The 16614-nt window shown below is 40.7% G+C and carries 20 protein-coding genes and 1 other annotated feature; of the genes, 4 read left to right on the top strand and 16 right to left on the bottom strand.

Translation table 11 applies throughout. From position 1 onward, the window contains the following. Positions 1-47: 47 nt before the first annotated feature. The 10 genes from ACYVIL_RS06760 to hisG all read right to left on the bottom strand — a co-directional run bounded on the left by ACYVIL_RS06760 (position 48) and on the right by hisG (position 8839). On the bottom strand, positions 48-755 hold the full coding sequence (locus ACYVIL_RS06760) for an aspartate/glutamate racemase family protein (protein WP_460311985.1): 708 nt from the start codon (positions 753-755) through the stop codon (positions 48-50). Between the two features lie 9 nt (positions 756-764). Beyond that, positions 765-1478 (bottom strand): SIMPL domain-containing protein, encoded by a 714-nt coding sequence (locus ACYVIL_RS06755; protein WP_303473410.1) that lies wholly within the window; start codon positions 1476-1478, stop codon positions 765-767. A gap of 191 nt (positions 1479-1669) precedes the next feature. Then, positions 1670-2293 carry a bifunctional phosphoribosyl-AMP cyclohydrolase/phosphoribosyl-ATP diphosphatase HisIE gene (gene hisIE / locus ACYVIL_RS06750; protein ID WP_460311984.1) on the bottom strand — a complete coding sequence of 208 codons (624 nt, stop codon included), beginning with the start codon at positions 2291-2293 and terminating at the stop codon, positions 1670-1672. 28 nt (positions 2294-2321) lie between these two features. Continuing rightward, the gene (hisF, locus tag ACYVIL_RS06745) at positions 2322-3116 is read right to left on the bottom strand and encodes an imidazole glycerol phosphate synthase subunit HisF (RefSeq protein ID WP_460311983.1); all 795 of its coding nucleotides are present in this window, start codon (positions 3114-3116) and stop codon (positions 2322-2324) included. After that, positions 3098-3835 carry a 1-(5-phosphoribosyl)-5-[(5-phosphoribosylamino)methylideneamino]imidazole-4-carboxamide isomerase gene (gene hisA / locus ACYVIL_RS06740; RefSeq protein WP_460311982.1) on the bottom strand — a complete coding sequence of 246 codons (738 nt, stop codon included), beginning with the start codon at positions 3833-3835 and terminating at the stop codon, positions 3098-3100. The genes hisF and hisA overlap by 19 nt, the downstream gene beginning before the upstream one ends. Continuing rightward, positions 3832-4461 (bottom strand): imidazole glycerol phosphate synthase subunit HisH, encoded by a 630-nt coding sequence (gene hisH, locus ACYVIL_RS06735; RefSeq protein WP_460311981.1) that lies wholly within the window; start codon positions 4459-4461, stop codon positions 3832-3834. Before hisH ends, hisA begins: the two co-directional genes overlap by 4 nt. Before the next feature lie 2 nt (positions 4462-4463). Then, complete coding sequence (hisB, locus tag ACYVIL_RS06730) at positions 4464-5534, bottom strand: bifunctional histidinol-phosphatase/imidazoleglycerol-phosphate dehydratase HisB (RefSeq protein WP_460311980.1); 1071 nt, start codon at positions 5532-5534, stop codon at positions 4464-4466. Next, positions 5531-6631 carry a histidinol-phosphate transaminase gene (hisC, locus tag ACYVIL_RS06725; RefSeq protein ID WP_460311979.1) on the bottom strand — a complete coding sequence of 367 codons (1101 nt, stop codon included), beginning with the start codon at positions 6629-6631 and terminating at the stop codon, positions 5531-5533. Before hisC ends, hisB begins: the two co-directional genes overlap by 4 nt. Then, a complete protein-coding gene (gene hisD, locus ACYVIL_RS06720) occupies positions 6628-7935 on the bottom strand; it encodes a histidinol dehydrogenase (RefSeq protein WP_460311978.1) in 1308 nt (435 codons plus the stop codon). Before hisD ends, hisC begins: the two co-directional genes overlap by 4 nt. A 4-nt stretch (positions 7936-7939) precedes the next feature. After that, the gene (hisG, locus tag ACYVIL_RS06715; RefSeq protein WP_460311977.1) at positions 7940-8839 is read right to left on the bottom strand and encodes an ATP phosphoribosyltransferase; all 900 of its coding nucleotides are present in this window, start codon (positions 8837-8839) and stop codon (positions 7940-7942) included. 48 nt (positions 8840-8887) lie between these two features. Then, positions 8888-9001, bottom strand: a sequence feature (His leader region). A 315-nt stretch (positions 9002-9316) separates the two neighbouring features. Between hisG and ACYVIL_RS06710 the strand changes: the two genes are divergently transcribed. Further along, a complete protein-coding gene (locus ACYVIL_RS06710; RefSeq protein ID WP_303473426.1) occupies positions 9317-9640 on the top strand; it encodes a hypothetical protein in 324 nt (107 codons plus the stop codon). Positions 9641-9670: 30 nt separating this feature from the next. On the opposite strand, the gene ACYVIL_RS06705 is transcribed toward ACYVIL_RS06710, so the two are convergent. Continuing rightward, on the bottom strand, positions 9671-9985 hold the full coding sequence (locus ACYVIL_RS06705) for a hypothetical protein (RefSeq protein WP_303473428.1): 315 nt from the start codon (positions 9983-9985) through the stop codon (positions 9671-9673). Positions 9986-10112: 127 nt separating this feature from the next. Between ACYVIL_RS06705 and ACYVIL_RS06700 the strand changes: the two genes are divergently transcribed. The 3 genes from ACYVIL_RS06700 (at position 10113) to ACYVIL_RS06690 (ending at position 13324) form a co-directional block, all read left to right on the top strand. Then, positions 10113-11027, top strand: a complete 915-nt coding sequence (locus ACYVIL_RS06700) for a LysR substrate-binding domain-containing protein (protein ID WP_303473429.1) — start codon at positions 10113-10115, stop codon at positions 11025-11027. Between the two features lie 137 nt (positions 11028-11164). Beyond that, on the top strand, positions 11165-12265 hold the full coding sequence (locus ACYVIL_RS06695) for a DUF2855 family protein (RefSeq protein WP_460311976.1): 1101 nt from the start codon (positions 11165-11167) through the stop codon (positions 12263-12265). Between the two features lie 252 nt (positions 12266-12517). Beyond that, a complete protein-coding gene (locus ACYVIL_RS06690) occupies positions 12518-13324 on the top strand; it encodes a hypothetical protein (RefSeq protein WP_460311994.1) in 807 nt (268 codons plus the stop codon). 81 nt (positions 13325-13405) lie between these two features. On the opposite strand, the gene ACYVIL_RS06685 is transcribed toward ACYVIL_RS06690, so the two are convergent. Genes ACYVIL_RS06685 through ACYVIL_RS06665 form a run of 5 tightly spaced genes read right to left on the bottom strand, consistent with a single transcriptional unit; the run spans position 13406 to position 16603 of the window. Next, positions 13406-14239 (bottom strand): formyltransferase family protein, encoded by an 834-nt coding sequence (locus ACYVIL_RS06685; RefSeq protein ID WP_460311975.1) that lies wholly within the window; start codon positions 14237-14239, stop codon positions 13406-13408. A gap of 15 nt (positions 14240-14254) precedes the next feature. After that, positions 14255-14446: a DUF2897 family protein gene (locus tag ACYVIL_RS06680; protein WP_460311974.1), complete on the bottom strand. Its 192-nt coding sequence runs from the start codon at positions 14444-14446 to the stop codon at positions 14255-14257. Continuing rightward, complete coding sequence (locus ACYVIL_RS06675; protein WP_303473437.1) at positions 14443-15132, bottom strand: M15 family metallopeptidase; 690 nt, start codon at positions 15130-15132, stop codon at positions 14443-14445. The genes ACYVIL_RS06680 and ACYVIL_RS06675 overlap by 4 nt, the downstream gene beginning before the upstream one ends. Then, entirely contained in the window at positions 15132-16259 is a 1128-nt protein-coding gene (gene dapE / locus ACYVIL_RS06670) for a succinyl-diaminopimelate desuccinylase (RefSeq protein ID WP_460311973.1), read from the bottom strand. The genes ACYVIL_RS06675 and dapE overlap by 1 nt, the downstream gene beginning before the upstream one ends. Further along, positions 16259-16603, bottom strand: coding sequence for an ArsC family reductase (locus ACYVIL_RS06665; protein ID WP_303473442.1), 345 nt, complete (start codon positions 16601-16603; stop codon positions 16259-16261). The genes dapE and ACYVIL_RS06665 overlap by 1 nt, the downstream gene beginning before the upstream one ends. Positions 16604-16614 lie beyond the last annotated feature (11 nt).

Below are 16614 nucleotides of genomic sequence, written 5' to 3'. Positions count from 1 at the left end.
ACCTTGAGCAAGCAAGGTTCAAACTTAGATTGTAATGATTTGTGTCATTAGCTCTGTAAGCTATTTTTCAAGGCAAAATCTACCGCGGCTAATGCATGAATGTCCGTGGTGTTATACAGCGGAATATTTGTATCCATTTGACTAATTAACAGTGCAATTTCAGTACAGCCAAGAATCACTGCTTGAGCACCTCGTTGATGTAAGTTAGCCATAATGTTTAAGTAGTTATTTCGTGATGAAGTTTTGACTTTCCCTAAGCACAACTCCTCATAAATCACTCGGTGCACTAGTTCTCTTTCTGAGTGTTCAGGAATTAAAACTTCGATTGCGAATTTGTCCTCTAATCTTTGCCGGTAAAACTCTTGTTCCATGGTGAAGCGGGTGCCAAGTAACCCAACTTTTCGAATCTCATCTGCTACTAAGGATTTTGCCGTTGCATCAGCAATATGGAGTAAGGGGAGAGATGTTGCTTGTTGCACTATATCGGCGAATTTATGCATGGTATTGGTACAAATCACCACACATTCAGCACCTGCTTTTTCTAGACCTTGGGCAGCCTCAGCTAAAATTTTAGCTAATTCTGGCCATCTATGTTGATGCTGCAATTGTTCAATTTGTGCAAAATCGACGCTGTGTAAAATGATTTTAGCGGAATGTAATCCACCTAAACGCTGTTTAATTTGTCGGTTGATACTTTGATAATAACTGACGGTAGATTCCCAACTCATACCGCCTATTAAGCCGATTGTGCGCATTAATATTTCCTAGTCAATTAAGTAATATTCTATGGTGGATACCACTCTAACTTGTTTGATATAGGGAGTGTTACTGTCTCTATCCGAAATACTAAATTGTCCTTGTCGGGCTTGTTTTATTTTACCTAATTGACTGTTGCTGTCGGCGGCAAATTTTTCAGCGACTTCACGGGCTTTTTGGGTGGCATCTTCAATCATTTGAGGTTTTATTTGATTTAAACCCGAATATAAAAACTGGGTTCGATTCTCATAACTGTTACCATTGAGTACTAACCCTCGTTTGCCTAACTCCAATAATTTGGTTTGAGCTTGCAATACTGAATCGATTTTTTCACTATAAACAGTGAAAGTTTGAGTGGCAGTAAAACGAATGTCATTTGCATTGTAATTTCCGTAATTTTGCGCTTTTTTATCATTAATTGTCGGAGTTGAAGCGCTTATTTCATCTTCGGAAAAATCATTTTCTAACAAAAACTGCTCGACGACTTGTTGTTGACTTTCCAGTTGCTGATACAAACCTGCAAGATCATCGCTTATCACACTGTATTGAATGGGCCAGATGGCTGTATCGGCAGGCACTTCATGTTCGGATAGGCCTTTTACCGTAATTGTTCGCTCAAATGCGCGAAAACGTTCTACAGACTGCTGTAGAAAGTATCCTAGGACAGCAGTGCTAATGATTAAGGCTGCGCCAATGATTAAACTGAAACGAGAAGATTGCATAGTGTAAGCGTCCTTTCATTTTAACAAGTTTTTTAGGAATGAAGTGATTAGTCTAGCAAGAAGTAAGTAAAATAACCTGACCTTTAGGACGGTTCTTTATTGAAAGAAACACAGGATTGAAAGAAATACAGGTTGTTGTGATATTAAATCAGTTTGGCTTGGCATTCACAACGCCAAGCCAAATCATTTATTTATTTTTTATTATGACGAGATTTTAGTACATCCACCACATCGCTTAGGCAAAGATCTGAAGCCTGCAATAAAACAATTAGATGGTAGAGTAGGTCTGCAGATTCATTTTTCAACTCTTCCAAGTCTTTAACGGTAGCAGCTAGGGCTGTTTCAACCCCTTCTTCACCCACTTTTTGCGCAATGCGTTTAATACCTTTGCTATACAAACTTGCGGTATAACTAGACTCAGGATCTGCTGTTTTTCTCGCAGCTAAAATAGTTTCAAGTTCGGCGATAAAGGTAAAATCAGCGTCTGTACTGGATGCCCAACAGGATTCAGTGCCTAAATGACAAGTAGGTCCATTTGGTTTTACTAAGGCTAAGATTGAGTCTTTGTCACAATCGGCCGTTAGTTCAACTAAATCAAGGGTATGACCGGAGGTTTCACCTTTGGTCCACAAACGCTGTTTAGAACGACTATAAAAAGTGACGTGACCACTATCTAAGGTTGTCATAATCGCCGCTTGATCCATATAGCCTTGCATTAACACTTTACCACTTATGGCGTTTTGCACGATACAAGGGATTAATCCCTGCATTTTATCCCAACCTAGTTGGTCTATTGTTTGTCGATTGATAATCATGGAATTCTCTGTTTTATCCGTTTTACTCTTAGGATGTTGTGGGCACAAAGTCTTCGCGAATTACCACGCCTTGTGCTCGTAAAAAATCTTTCAACTCCGGAATGGGAATTATCCCCTTATGGAATACTGATGCAGCCAGTGCGCCATCCACATCGGCTTGTTTGAAAACATCGTAAAAATGGTGCTTTTCACCTGCACCACCAGATGCAATTAAAGGCACTGTGCAGGCATCGCGTACAAGGCTTAGTTGAGCAATATCGTAACCTTGGCGGACACCGTCTTGGTTCATACAATTGAGAACAATTTCACCTGCGCCACGTTGCTGTACTTCTTTAACCCAATCAACGGTAAGTCGGCCAGTGTTTTGGGTCCGTTTTTCGTCACCAGTAAATTGATACACTTCGAATTGCTGGCTTTGCTTATTGAAATAACTATCAATGCCGATAACCACACATTGTTGTCCGTAGGTATCATGTAATCGGGTGATCAACTCTGGGTCGGCTAGGGCTGGAGAGTTAACCGATATTTTATCTGCTCCCATTTCTAAAATTCGGCCAGCATCTTCAACAGACTTAATGCCGCCAGCAACACAAAATGGGATATCTATGACTTGCGCTATGCGGCTTACCCAGCTTTTGTCGACTACCCGTTGATCGCTAGAAGCAGTGATATCGTAAAATACCAACTCGTCAGCGCCTTGCTGGGCATATTGTTCGGCTAAAGGAACGATGTCACCGATGATTTCGTGATTGCGAAACTTAACCCCTTTGACAACCTTGCCATCTCGAACATCCAAACAGGGAATTATTCTCCTTGCCAACATTGGATAGCCTCCTCAAGGGTAAACTTACCTTCTAATAGAGCGCGTCCTAAAATGACCCCATCTACATGGCTGGGTTTTAATGCTTCAATATCTGCCAGGGAACCGATACCACCGGATGCCTGCCAAACGACATTTGGAAAACGCTGTTTCATTTCTGTATAAAGCTGATGGTTAGCGCCTTGTAAGGTGCCATCTCTACTGATGTCAGTACATAACACGTGTTTAGCGCCGACACTTAAAAAATCATCAAGCAATCCTTCAAGGGCTACTCCAGAGCTTTCCTGCCAACCATGGGTAGCAATATATTTGTTGCCGTTTTCGTCAATATTCACATCCAAGGCTAGGACAATGGATTCAGATCCGTATTTAGTCACCCATTGTTTTACGGTCTCTGGCTGTTTGACGGCTAATGAGCCAATCACAATGCGTTTAACACCGATTTCCAAAAGCTGCGCTACATCTGCTTCAGAGCGAATTCCGCCACCGGCTTGAAACTGCATACGTTGGGTATCTACCATACGTTTAATCAATTCAAGTTGACGTTTGTTGGTATCCTTAGCTCCGGTTAAATCCACAATATGCAACCATTTAGCGCCTTGATCCGCGTAGTTATGTACTACTTCTACAGGGTCAAGTTTGTATTGGGTTTTTTGGTCATAATCGCCTTGATATAAACGTACAACCGCACCGTCAATTAAATCTATTGCTGGAATAATCATAAGTTTAAAAAGTTCTCCAGTAGGGTTGCTCCGGCATCTCCAGAACGTTCAGGGTGAAATTGCACACCATAAAAATTGTCTCTGTGAATGGCTGCAGAAAAAGGCATGTCATATTGGCTGGACGCCAACGTATGGGAATACACTTCGACCGCAAAACTATGTACAAAATAGAAATAGGTTCCTTGTGGGATCCCTTTAAATAACGAAGTTTGTTCAACGGCTTCAACCGTATTCCACCCCATGTGTGGTAAACGTAAATCACCTACTTGCATACGCTTCACTTGACCGGGTATTAAATTCAAACAGGGGGTATTGCCAAGATCACTTTGATGGGCTTTTTCTTGGGAGTCGGTCACCATTAATTGCATGCCCAAACATACCCCTAACACAGGTTGAGCTAAAGATTGAATACAACTTGCTAGCTGCTTTTTTTCAATACTTTCCATTGCTGAATTAGCACTGCCTACGCCTGGTAAAATTAGTTTGTCAGCGGCACAAATAACCTTTGGATCATCAGATACGGTTACATTTTGCGTCAACCTTTGCAGAGCAAATTTCACCGACGAAATATTTGCGCAACCAGTATTAATAATCACCGTGTGTTGAGAAGAACTTACCACAGACATGCTTATAGTGCTCCTTTACTGCTGGGTAAGGTATCCCCTTGTTTCGTAATGGCTTGACGTAACGCTCGCCCAAACACTTTAAACAGGCTTTCTACCTGATGATGGGCATTACCTTCTGTGGTTGACAAGTGTAGAGATAATCCCATTGCCTGAGCTATGGAATAGAAAAAATGTGGCACCATTTCTGTTGCCATTTCACCAACAGTATCGCGACTAAATTCAGCTTCAAATTTTAGGTGAGGCCGATTTGAAATATCCATGATACATTCAGCTCGACATTCATCCATAGGCAGGGCAAAACCGAAGCGACCGATGCCACGTTTATCACCTAAGGCCTGTTTCAGGGCCTCACCTAAAGCGAGCGCTGTGTCTTCAACACTGTGGTGATCATCAATGTGCAAATCTCCATTGACAGATAAACGCAGCTCAAAACCACCGTGAGTCGATATTTGGTCTAGCATATGGTCGAAAAAGCCGATACCTGTTTCGATAGTAGATTTAGCGCTACTGTCTAAATCAACAAACACGTTAATTTGAGTCTCGGACGTATTACGGGTTACCGTTGCTGTTCTGCTTGAACTAAGTATGGTTTTTTGGATTGCCAGCCAATCGTTAGTTTCACGGTTATACAGCTGAGATTTTAACCCCATGTTATCTGCTAACCCGATGTCGGTTTGACGATCGCCAATCACCAAAGAACGCGTAAAGTCGACTTTTCCTTGCTGAAGATACTCTTTTACCAACCCCAACTTAGGCTTGCGGCAACTGCATTGCTGTTCTTCGAAGTGAGGACAAATTAACACATCATCAAATTTCACCCCTTGTGAGGAAAAAATATCCATCATCATATTATGTGGGGCATCGAAATCGGCTTGGGGAAATGAATCTGTCCCTAAACCATCTTGATTCGACACCATGACTAAATGGTAACCTGCATGCTGCAGTTTCAATAGTACGGGAATGACATTGGGTTCAAATACTAATTTGTCTAAACGATCGAGTTGCTTATCAATAGGTGGCTCTTCTACTAAGGTGCCGTCTCTATCTATAAATAAAATCGGTAAGGCGCTCATTGGGCCGATTCCTGTTGTTTAAAAAATGAAAAGATTAAATCCATTAGCTGTTGATTTTGTTCAGCAGTCCCTACTGTTATGCGTAGGCAGTTTTGCAGATTTATTTGCTTAGATTGATCGCGAATCAAAATATGATTATCCACTAAATACTGCATCAGTTGCTGTTTTTGTTTGCACCGAAACAAAATAAAATTGGCTTTATCATCACCAACTAATTCAACATCTGAGATGGTAGTTAATTGTTGTTTTAATATGCTTCTTTGGCCGTTTAACTCAGTGACCTGATATTGCATCCTATCGATACCTGAAGCCTTAAGCGCTTGGCAAGCGATTTGCGCAACGGGCTCTGGAATCGGGTAGGGGGCAATTACTTTTAACAAAGCTTGTATCACTGCCGGAGCAGCCAAGGTAAAACCGCATCGTATTCCAGCTAAAGCAAAGGCTTTAGAAAGCGTGCGTAAAATAACTAAATTGGGGTAAGTTGCTAACTGAGCCGCCCAACTGCTCTGCCAATCAAACTCGATGTACGCTTCATCAACAACCACTAAAGCTGAATCAGCAAAATGCTCAACAACTTGTTGTAGCTGGTTTGAATCGACAGTGGTTCCAGTGGGGTTATTTGGTGAACAGATGAACACCAATTTCACTTTACCTTTGTGTGCACAAATACTTTCCACATCTAGACTAAAATCATGGTTTAGCGGGGCTTTGTGTACGTCAACGTTAAATGTTTCTGCGCTAATTGCATACATTCCGTATGTTGGAGGACAAATCAAAATAGCATCTTTTGCTGGCGTACAAAATGCTCTAATCAGCAATTCAATACCTTCGTCAGCTCCTCGACTAACTAAGGTGTTTTCTGGGGCAACACCAGAGTAGGCTGCATAAGAATTGATTACTGCGGTAGGTTGGCAGTCTGGATAGCGATTAAAACGCTCACTTTCGATGTCATATTCATTAGCATAGGGAGATTCGTTAGCATTTAACCAAGTTTGTTGAGTTTCACCCGTACCAGCAGCAAAGAGTCGGCGAGCCGATTCATAAGGTTTTAAGCTTTTTACGTTATTGCATAATAGCTTTTCCACTAAATTGCTCATGCTTCATCTCCTTGCAATCGAATTGAAACTGCTCGTTTATGGGCATCTAAACCTTCGGCATCAGCAAGATCCATAATTGCATTACCTATATTGGAAAGTCCTTGGTAAGTCAGTTCTTGAACTGTGAAGCGGCGCATAAAATCTGCCAAGCCTAAACTGGAATAGTTTCTAGAATATCCGTATGTGGGTAACACGTGATTGGTTCCACTGGCGTAATCCCCAGCAGATTCTGGCGACCACTTACCGACAAATATTGAACCCGCATACTTAAGTTTTGGCAGCAAATCTCGCGCATTTTTAACCTGTACAATGAGGTGTTCAGGAGCATATTGATTGCTGACTAAAATAGACTGGTTAACATCAGTAGTTAAAATATATCGCCCATGTTGCATGGCTTTTTCGGCAATATCTTTGCGCGATAGTTGTTGTAATTGTTGCTCTACCGCTAGTTGAACGGCTTCTATTAGCGTTTGGCTGCTACTCACTAAAACGGCTTGGGAGTCTGCACCGTGCTCTGCTTGAGACAGTAAATCAGAGGCAACAAAACTCGGCTCGGCGGATTCATCAGCAATCACTAAAACTTCTGAAGGGCCGGCTGGCATATCAATAGCCGCTCCGTTTGCTTGAGTACTAACTTGTTGTTTGGCTTCGGTGACGAAACTATTGCCGGGACCAAATATTTTATCTACTTTTGCTATTGAAGCGGTACCGTAAGCCATGGCTGCAATCGCCTGGGCACCACCAATCAGATAGATCTCATCGATACCACAGAGACTTGCTGCATAGCGGATCTCTGCTGCTATGTTGCCATTTGCATCAGGAGGTGTGCATAAAATTTTGCGTTCACAACCGGCCACTTGAGCCGTCGCTCCAAGCATCAGTACCGTGGATGGTAACGGCGCGCTGCCACCAGGAATATATAAACCAACAGAATCAATGGCAGAATGCTTGAGCTCACATAGCACACCGGGTTGGGTTTCTATTTTTACGTCCGAAGGATACTGAGCCTGATGAAAGGCTTTAATATTTGCATAGGCCAAATCGATAGCGCTTCGCACTTTATCAGTGATTTCCGTCGCTGCGTTGTTTAGGCTTTCGCTGTCTAAACGTAATGTTGCCAATCGAATACCGTCAAACTGTTCGGTTAACTCCCTAACAGCATCATCACCGTGCTCTTTTACTTGTTGTAAAATATCTCCAACAATATTACGCAATTTTTCGTTGTCTGCCTGTGCTGGGCGACTCAAAATCTGTTGTTTTTGAGTGTCTGACAACTTTGCCCAGTCTTGAATTTGCGTAGTCATTTTATTAGCCCATCATTTTTTCGATTGGCATAACTAATATAGAGCTACAACCCAGAGATTTCAGCTTTTCCATGGTTTCCCAGAACAATGTTTCTGAGCTAACTACATGGATAGCCACAGTTTCATCATTATTTGCGAGGGGCAAAACAGTTGGGTTTTCAGCACCGGGTAATAAGCTTTTTACTTGTTCTAAATAAGCTTTTGGGGCGTGCAACATTATGTATTTGCTTTCTTTAGCCTGCATCACACCGTCTACGCGAGGCAATAGGCGATTAATCAAGGCTTGTTTGTCATCGCTTAATTCGCCAGCACGTTGAATTAAAACGGCCTTAGATTTGAAAATGACGGCTTCTTCTCGTAAACCGTTTGCTTCCAAGGTTGCTCCTGTGGAAACTAGGTCACAAATGGCGTCTGCTACACCTGCGCGTGGGGCAACTTCCACCGAGCCAGTTAACATAACGGACTGAGCATCAATATTATTATTTTTAAAGAATCGTTCCAATAGGAACGGGTAGGTCGTTGCTACTTTTAAACCGTTTATAGATTCTAACCCTTGATAATCAAACTCAGTAGGGACAGCAATGGATAATTGGCAACCGCCGTAATCTAGACGACGCAGAGTTTTAAATTCGTGGGGTTTTCCTGCTTGCTGGCGTTCTAGCATCTTTTCTTCAAGTTCATTTTCGCCAATAAAGCCCATATCGACCACACCATCCATAACCAAGCCTGGAATATCGTCATCACGCACCAACAATAGATCAATGGGTTGGTTGGTGGAATGAGCAATTAAAAGGCGATCACGAATTTGTAATTTAATGCCGATAGCTTTGAGTAAGCTAATGCTATCATCACTCAATCGCCCTTTCTTTTGTACCGCTATGCGTAATCGTTTACTCTCGCTCATGTTGTTGCCTCAATATAAAGTTAAATTTCAAATCGTTGCCATTACAACGAAAAACCCCCAGAAGTTTCCTTCCGGGGGTTTAGAAAAATTCTGTACCACTGGAAGGACAATTAACCTTCCAGCACGAACCTGAAAGGTTATGCTATATGATGATGCCAGTTTAGGTCGCTTTTATTGGTGAAAAAAATCATATGCTTTTCTTGTTCGTTTTGGTTTATCGTGTTGATGCGCAGAACATTATCCAAACCACAAAGAGAATGCAAGTACAAACACCTAAAAGTAATGATTTAAGATTGTATTAGTTAAAACTAAAAGGCATTAGCACAAAGGAATTCCACACTGTCGCTCAAAAAATGAACGAAAAGTGTTAAAGTAAGTCAAAATCAATACGATAGCTAATTAATGATGGAAATGGATAGCTTGTCCATAAGTTGGGCGCAATTCATTTTCCAAATAAAACAAAAGTGAGTCAATCCTATGAGCAGTGATTTAATATTTTCAGTTTTACCCCGTGAAGGTAAAGTTGCCATTGAAAAAGATGAGCTCAAAGTTAAACAAGTTGAAAAAGAGGCAAAACTTCGTGAATTAAACGACGAAGAAAAAGCCCTAAATACAGAAGAAAGGGATGCACGGGAAAAGTACCATAACAAGTCTTCTGAGGAAGAAAAGGACAAAGACGCAGAAAAGGAAACAGACAAAAAACAAACCGCTGAAAAACAACAAAATGACAAAGAGCCAGTAGATCCTGAACTTCCATCCGTGGATGAACAGGGTAGAAAGCACTTAGACATTTATATTTAGCTAATTTGTTCTCTTTATTCCATCTAAGCATTATTCAAACGTATCTTTCAGCCAAGCTTTCGCTGTATGTCTAGGTAAACAGCTGGCAAGCGGTTCATTATCAAAGTCTGCTTTTTCGACCTCTAAATAAGCCGTTTTACGCACAGACTCTCCATGATTAAATTCCACTGCACAGTTAATCGTTGCTTTTTTCTCGGTAAATAAAATCTTTATTGAGTCGGATCGGTCAATGAGTATTTTGTACGGATATCCTTGATAAGAATACTTAGTTTCAAATTTGTCATTGGTTGTGGCGTTTAGAGTAAAGCTCAATAAAAATATAGTTAAAGCAGTAATGTATTGCATGTTAATTCCTTGTTTGTTGAAAGTTCAACTTTAGATTAGTGTTGAAATACAACTTGAACAAACGATTAAAATTTAACTACACTTTAGAAAATCTTAATTGAAGAAATTCAGAAAAGTAGGAAAGAAAATGGAGCAACCACTACCTCCTCTTAAATCTCTGCGGTTCTTTATGGTGGCCGCTGAGTTGTCGAGTTTTAAATTAGCCGCTGAAAAACTATTTGTCACCCAAGCTGCAGTGAGTCAGCAAATAAAACTACTTGAAGACTTTTTAGAGCAAAAATTGTTTGAACGTTCTAATCGACAAACTCAGTTAACCCTTTCTGGTGAATTGTTGCTTCCATACATCCAACAGGGATTCACGCAATTTCAATCGGGCTTGAGAGCTATATCTGGTGACGCAAATCCAAATATATTGAGAATATCGACTATTCATTCATTTACTTCACTTTGGCTAATGCCTCGATTACCACAGTTTCAAAAGTTGCATCCGGAACTCATGATTCAGTTAGCACCCAGTAATGATTTAGTGGATTTTAATCGAGGTGACATCGATTTGGCGATTCGTATGGGCGCTGGTGGATATAAAGGATTGGCGGAAAAGAAACTGGTTAGTGACCAACTTATTTTAGTGGCTAGCCCAGATATTATTAGCAGACAGCAAACAAATAACCCATCGATGGTATTTACGTTACCTTGGATTGAAGATACCAGTGCGGATATCGTCCCAGTTTTTGAAAACCTGTGTAAAACCTACGCAGTGAATGTACAAGAGTTAACCCCGTCAATTCGTGCAAGTAATTCAGTCTTGCTAATTGAAAATGCACTCGCTGGGCGTGGGTTTACATTGGTGAACAAGAGTTTAGTTGCAGATCATTTACATAATGGATCTTTACTAACCTTATTAGAGTTTAGTAGTCCTAGTCCATATTCATTATATTTGGTCGCGCCTGAGCAGAATTTTGAGTGGCAAAAAGTGAAGTTATTTGAAAGTTGGTTTATTCCATTATTGCATCAATCTTTTGACGATCTAAAAGCTTGGTAATAAAAGATCCTGCAAACTTTAAGTATTTTGAGCTGTTATTTTTGTCTATTCAAAAGGATGATGCATTAAGCACCTCGCTAGCGTTACTATAAGTTAAATTAACATTAATTTGACTTTAAACGCTAAGGGAATTGTCAATGCCGGTGCTCACTCGTCAACAAATTCAAACCAATAAATCCAATCTAAGCAAACTCGCAGTTGTTAAAGATTCAATTAATACCGATTTCTTAGCTAAGGACGAAGTCGTCCTTAAAATCGACTCATTTGGTTTTTCAGCGAATAATATTACCTATGCGTTATTTGGGGAAAAAATGGGGTATTGGGGCTTTTTTCCCGCTCAAGAGGGATTTGGCATTATGCCTATTTGGGGTTTTGCTACCATTGAATACTCTAATAATCCGGATCTTGTAGTCGGTGAAAAGGTATTTGGTTACTTGCCATTTGCTACTCATCTGGTGATTACGGCAGGTAAAATAACGGCCAATGATTTTTACGATGTTAGTCCTGTGCGTAAAAGTATTTCCAGCGTCTACGATCAGTATGTTCGTTGTAATGCCGACCCCGCCTACGATCCCAAAAAAGAGGACTGGCAACTCAATTTTCGACCATTGTTTATGACCTCTTTTGTGTTAGACGATTTTATTGGTGAAATTGCAACGCCAGACACAACCAATATAGTGTTAACTAGTGCTTCTAGTAAGACTGCCTATGGTGCAGCGTACCTGTTGAAAAAGCATTGTAAGAGTCGAGGGCTGAATTATAACGTTGTTGGCCTGACATCTAAGCACAACAAGGCTTTTACCCAGAAGACTGCCTGTTATGATCAGGTATTAGACTACCAAGCATTTTCTACATTAGATAAAAGTGATAAGACAATCGTATTGGATTTCTCTGGCAATAAACCCTTATTATTGGATCTTCAGGCACATTTAAGTGCGAGTTTACAAAAGATGATCTATATCGGCGTAACGGATGTTGAATCTCAAGCAAAATCATACGCTGGCGAATTGCAAGGAGAGTTCTTTTTTGCTCCCACTCAAGTTAACAAACGCATGCAAGAGTGGGGAGGTAAGGGGTTTATGCAGCGCTACGCCGTTGCATGGGGCGGATTTTCCCAGCATATGGAATCACTATTAGGCACCACTAATATTAAAGGTATTGATGCCATTCAAAGGATATATTTAGATGGTTTAAGTGGTCAGTTCGATACTAGCCAAATGTATGTTTTGCAATTTTAACGACTTTTTGAACGATTTAGCATGGCCTGGATTGTAGCTATACCTGTTTTCAATCATGCTATCGAATTTGATTGAAACGACTGTTTTTATTGCTATATGCTTATGCGATGAATACAGTCGATTGACATCTAACCTGTGAGGGTCAAAATGGTTCAAAGTAACAGTAAATCTGAAATTGATAATATCGTTAGTTGGGCCAAAATAGCAGGGGGCTTGTGGCGCAAAAAGCGGTTCGTTTTAATCAGTTTTGTGATGATTTTTCACATGCCTTCGAGCCTTGCAAGTGGTGCCGCCGATTGGATATTAATAGATAATTTTGAAGCAGCTAACAGTTTAGATAAGTGGACAAAGGCAGATACTAAAAACGACACATATCCAAAGGTTCACAATCCACAAATTAGTGAGCGCAGAAAAGAAGTCTTAGGGCATTCTGAGAATGTTTATTTAATTAAAAAGCCTGCAGCAGAGGGGGTGGTAGGAAATCGCAAAGCATTAACTTATGCAGCTCTTCCCACAAGTGTCGACGTTGGGGATGTATACACATTTTATACCCGGATCAATGTGGAGTCCTTTCCGAATAACCATGCCTTTGGTATTAGCAATATGGGCCCAAAGGATATTGAGTTAAACGACTACAATGCGTTCGAAGCGACTTTGAGAGTAACCGATAAAACAGAGTCAAATGGCCTTAAAAATACTGGTGTGTTAATGGTTAAGACTAAAGATGGCTACGCTAACATCCAAAATAATCAAACAGGACAAGATGCACAGCCTCTTGTACCTGGTCAGTGGTACGAAATATGGTATGTGGTGGATAACCGCAAAACCAACCATGGTGGTCAAACGTACGATGTGTATGTGAAGGGAGGAAGTGAGTTCCCTGAACAACAAAAAGTCTATTCCCATGCCACTTTTAGAATGCAACGGGAACAGCCTCTCACGCATTTTTTAATGAATTGTAATACTGGGCCTAAAAAGCAACCTTATGGTAATGGAGGTCTGAAATACGATGATTTGTATATGAGTGAAGGGCTAAATCTAAAATCACCCCTGAAGTAATTCATTCAGGGCTTCTTCACAGAAGATGTTTTTTGAGTGAAAGTCAATAAAATAGGTCTATTCAGTGCTTTGTTTATCATTCTAAGGTAAGCGGTATTTGGCAACCCATTCCGTAATTTCATCATAGTCGTAAAGCCGTTTTCCTTGTCTAGTAAACTGATTCAGGGCTATTTCATCTGGAAAACTAAAGTACTGCCCCCTCGACAAATCCATACTTCGCGTTTTCAAGGCTTCACCTCGGATTAATTGGTTGACGGCACAGACTAGGGTATCTACACCTTGTGGGTACAGGCTCAATACGTTGTAAAGATAAGAGTGCTGGTAATCCACATCTTGCTGAGTGTTAGCGATGACTTTTCCGGCATCAATCTTACTTGAGTCGATAAAATGTAAGGTGGTGCCAATTTTCTTTTGATTGTTTAACATCGCCCAAAATGTCGCCATCACCCCTCTAAAATTCGGTAATTCACCAGAATGAAGGTTTATTACGCCTAGTTTAGGCATACGAATAATAGGCTCTTGCAGAATTTGACCAAATCGAATTGAGATGATCAACTCGGGGTCTTGCTTAACGATGTCTTGATATCCACAGGAGCTATTAATGTTTTGAATATCTTTAACCGCTATGCCTTGAGCTGCTATTTGCTGAAAGCTTTTAAAATGTAACCCGGAGAGTGCTGGTGGATTGGTAAAATTGGCTACTTCTTGATGAGTATCAATAAGTGGAAAAACTATTTGATTAAATAATGTTTGCTCAATAAACGCTAAATTTTTCAGTGGCTCAGGTGTGTTATCTGATTTACCTACTTTAGCAGACAGGAAAATACAATATTGATGCTCAGGCATTTTTTGGAGCAATAGATTTATCGCTATATTGCTAGCTAAATCTCGATTGGCAAGAATAGTTATCCGCACTTTTAACAACTCCAGCTAGGGTTTATCGGTATTTTCTCGCACTGTTGATGAGCGTTCTTTTTTATTTGAATGAGATGGGTGAACCTCATCTTCAGGTTTTGCTTCGGTTTTTTCGAATGTCATTTTAGCACTCATTTTCAATAATAAAATATTTCCCACTACCAAACCCAATGCAATCAACAAGGTTACAATTAGCCAGATATTCATTGCACAATTCCATTTAATGTATAACGCTCAAAAAGCTCATTCAGATGGGTTAATATTGTTTGTTTTCCACCGATATTTACACTGGCTAATTGCTTGCTGAGTTCACTCAAGTGAAGTTGTTTTATAATTGATTTTGAGATAGGGGAATAACTCAAATGCCAAGCTTCAGGAGCAACTCCACCATTATAAAATTTGTACGGACGATAAAAGCCGAACTTGTCGGCATTATCTTCTAACCAGCAATGCAATGGATAACAAGGGCCTGATTTTTCATATTCAGCACTTATCAATTGCAAAGACTGTCCGCTGGCCTCAACCGCTTTTTTATCAAATACGTCTAAGTCGGTGCCCCAGTGGTGACGACTTGCACCAGGCAGGGCAGACCAGGTCATAATGGCATGAATTTTTTCTAATTCAGTCAACTCTGAGGTATCTAACGGTTGGCTATGGATATCATTGATGGGTAATACCCCTGACCATTTTTTTTGCCAAATAGCTAATTGACGATCGAAACTGCGGAAACTGCTAGCCAATTGAATATCTATATTGTCTTGTTGAGCAGCTAACTGCATAGCTTCAAACGCGGTTTTGGCCGCTGCTACTAAACCGTGGTGTTGATTAAATGGCTGGATGTGGCAATCATTTAGACCCATCCAGCAAGATGCAGGCATTTTCGTTGTCGACATTAGAGCAGCAGTCGACACAATATATCGTGATATATATCGGTGAGTATTTCTAAATCAGCAGACTTCACTTTTTCATCTATTTTATGAATAGTTGCGTTTACTGGCCCCAGTTCAATCACCTGAGCTCCTGTTGGCGCAATAAATCGACCATCTGAGGTACCTCCGGCAGTGGATAACTCAGTTTCCTTTCCTGTTACTGATTTAATTGCTTGTTGTGTTGCCTCAACTAATGGTCCTTCATCTGTTAAGAAAGGTTGTCCGTTAAATGTCCATTTAATATCATAATCCAAACCATGACGGTCAAGAACTTCATAAACTCTTTCGATTAACTGTTTGTCAGTGACTTCGGTTGAAAATCGAAAATTGAAACAGACATGAAGCTCACCAGGTATTACATTTCCAGCTCCTGTGCCTCCATTAATATTGGATACTTGGAAGCTGGTGGGAGGGAAATATCGGTTGCCATCGTCCCAGTGAGTTTTGGCTAATTCAGCCAGAGCTGGTGAAGCAACATGAATAGGGTTTTTGGCTAAGTGCGGGTAGGCCACATGGCCTTGAATCCCTTTCACAATTAAATCGCCGGTAAGTGATCCTCGTCTACCATTTTTTACCACATCGCCTACCACTTCAGTGCTAGAAGGTTCACCCACTAAACACCAGTCAATTTTCTCATTGCGAGCTTCTAAGGTATCAATCACCTTAGTTGTACCATTAATAAATGGTCCTTCCTCGTCACTGGTGATCAGAAATGCAATGTCACCTTTGTGGTTAGGGTGGGCAGTAACAAACCTGTGGGTTGCCACTAACATGGCTGCCAAGCTTCCTTTCATATCCGCAGCGCCACGACCGTGCAGGTACTCGCCAACTTGGGTGGCTTCAAAAGGCGGGGTTTGCCATTTTTCAGCGGGGCCAGATGGCACAACATCTGTGTGTCCGGCGAAACAAAATAGTGGACCTTGCTTGCCTTTCCTTGCCCACATATTCGTCGTGTCTTCAAATACCATTGATTCTATATCGAACCCTAAGGGGGCTAAAATATCAGCCATTAACTGCTGACAACCGGCATCTTCAGGGGTAACAGATTGACGGTTGATCAGTTCTTTAGTCAGAGCAATTGAGTCCATCATTAGTTAAAAACCACCTCATAATCTGCCGGTTTAAAACCTAAAATATAGTTGTCGTTATGAATTAAAACAGGACGTTTTATCATCGCAGGAGATGCCAGCATTAACTCAATGGCTTTTTCACTGTTTAAATCTTGTTTTTGTTCATCTGGTAATTGACGAAAAGTGGTTCCACGCTGATTTAACAATTTTTGCCAACCTAACTGAGATTCTGTTTTCTCTAGCCACTCACGGTCTAATCCGTCAACACGATAATCGTGGAAGGTATATTCTATCTGGTTTTCTTCTAGCCATTTTTTAGCTTTTTTAATGGTATCGCAATTTTTGATGCCGAACATTTGAGTCATAAAAAGAGTTC

Source organism: Aliiglaciecola aliphaticivorans, assembly GCF_054782055.1.
Note: the sequence above shows the minus strand (reverse complement) of the source record. Positions and strands in the feature narration are given on the sequence as shown.

Coding starts and splice junctions, on each gene's coding strand:
- ACYVIL_RS06760 (WP_460311985.1), bottom strand. CDS start 755: ATGCGCACAATCGGCTTAATAGGCGGTATGAGTTGGGAATCTACCGTC.
- ACYVIL_RS06755 (WP_303473410.1), bottom strand. CDS start 1,478: ATGCAATCTTCTCGTTTCAGTTTAATCATTGGCGCAGCCTTAATCATT.
- hisIE (WP_460311984.1), bottom strand. CDS start 2,293: ATGATTATCAATCGACAAACAATAGACCAACTAGGTTGGGATAAAATG.
- hisF (WP_460311983.1), bottom strand. CDS start 3,116: ATGTTGGCAAGGAGAATAATTCCCTGTTTGGATGTTCGAGATGGCAAG.
- hisA (WP_460311982.1), bottom strand. CDS start 3,835: ATGATTATTCCAGCAATAGATTTAATTGACGGTGCGGTTGTACGTTTA.
- hisH (WP_460311981.1), bottom strand. CDS start 4,461: ATGTCTGTGGTAAGTTCTTCTCAACACACGGTGATTATTAATACTGGT.
- hisB (WP_460311980.1), bottom strand. CDS start 5,534: ATGAGCGCCTTACCGATTTTATTTATAGATAGAGACGGCACCTTAGTA.
- hisC (WP_460311979.1), bottom strand. CDS start 6,631: ATGAGCAATTTAGTGGAAAAGCTATTATGCAATAACGTAAAAAGCTTA.
- hisD (WP_460311978.1), bottom strand. CDS start 7,935: ATGACTACGCAAATTCAAGACTGGGCAAAGTTGTCAGACACTCAAAAA.
- hisG (WP_460311977.1), bottom strand. CDS start 8,839: ATGAGCGAGAGTAAACGATTACGCATAGCGGTACAAAAGAAAGGGCGA.
- ACYVIL_RS06710 (WP_303473426.1), top strand. CDS start 9,317: ATGAGCAGTGATTTAATATTTTCAGTTTTACCCCGTGAAGGTAAAGTT.
- ACYVIL_RS06705 (WP_303473428.1), bottom strand. CDS start 9,985: ATGCAATACATTACTGCTTTAACTATATTTTTATTGAGCTTTACTCTA.
- ACYVIL_RS06700 (WP_303473429.1), top strand. CDS start 10,113: ATGGAGCAACCACTACCTCCTCTTAAATCTCTGCGGTTCTTTATGGTG.
- ACYVIL_RS06695 (WP_460311976.1), top strand. CDS start 11,165: ATGCCGGTGCTCACTCGTCAACAAATTCAAACCAATAAATCCAATCTA.
- ACYVIL_RS06690 (WP_460311994.1), top strand. CDS start 12,518: ATGATTTTTCACATGCCTTCGAGCCTTGCAAGTGGTGCCGCCGATTGG.
- ACYVIL_RS06680 (WP_460311974.1), bottom strand. CDS start 14,446: ATGAATATCTGGCTAATTGTAACCTTGTTGATTGCATTGGGTTTGGTA.
- ACYVIL_RS06675 (WP_303473437.1), bottom strand. CDS start 15,132: ATGTCGACAACGAAAATGCCTGCATCTTGCTGGATGGGTCTAAATGAT.
- dapE (WP_460311973.1), bottom strand. CDS start 16,259: ATGATGGACTCAATTGCTCTGACTAAAGAACTGATCAACCGTCAATCT.
- ACYVIL_RS06665 (WP_303473442.1), bottom strand. CDS start 16,603: ATGACTCAAATGTTCGGCATCAAAAATTGCGATACCATTAAAAAAGCT.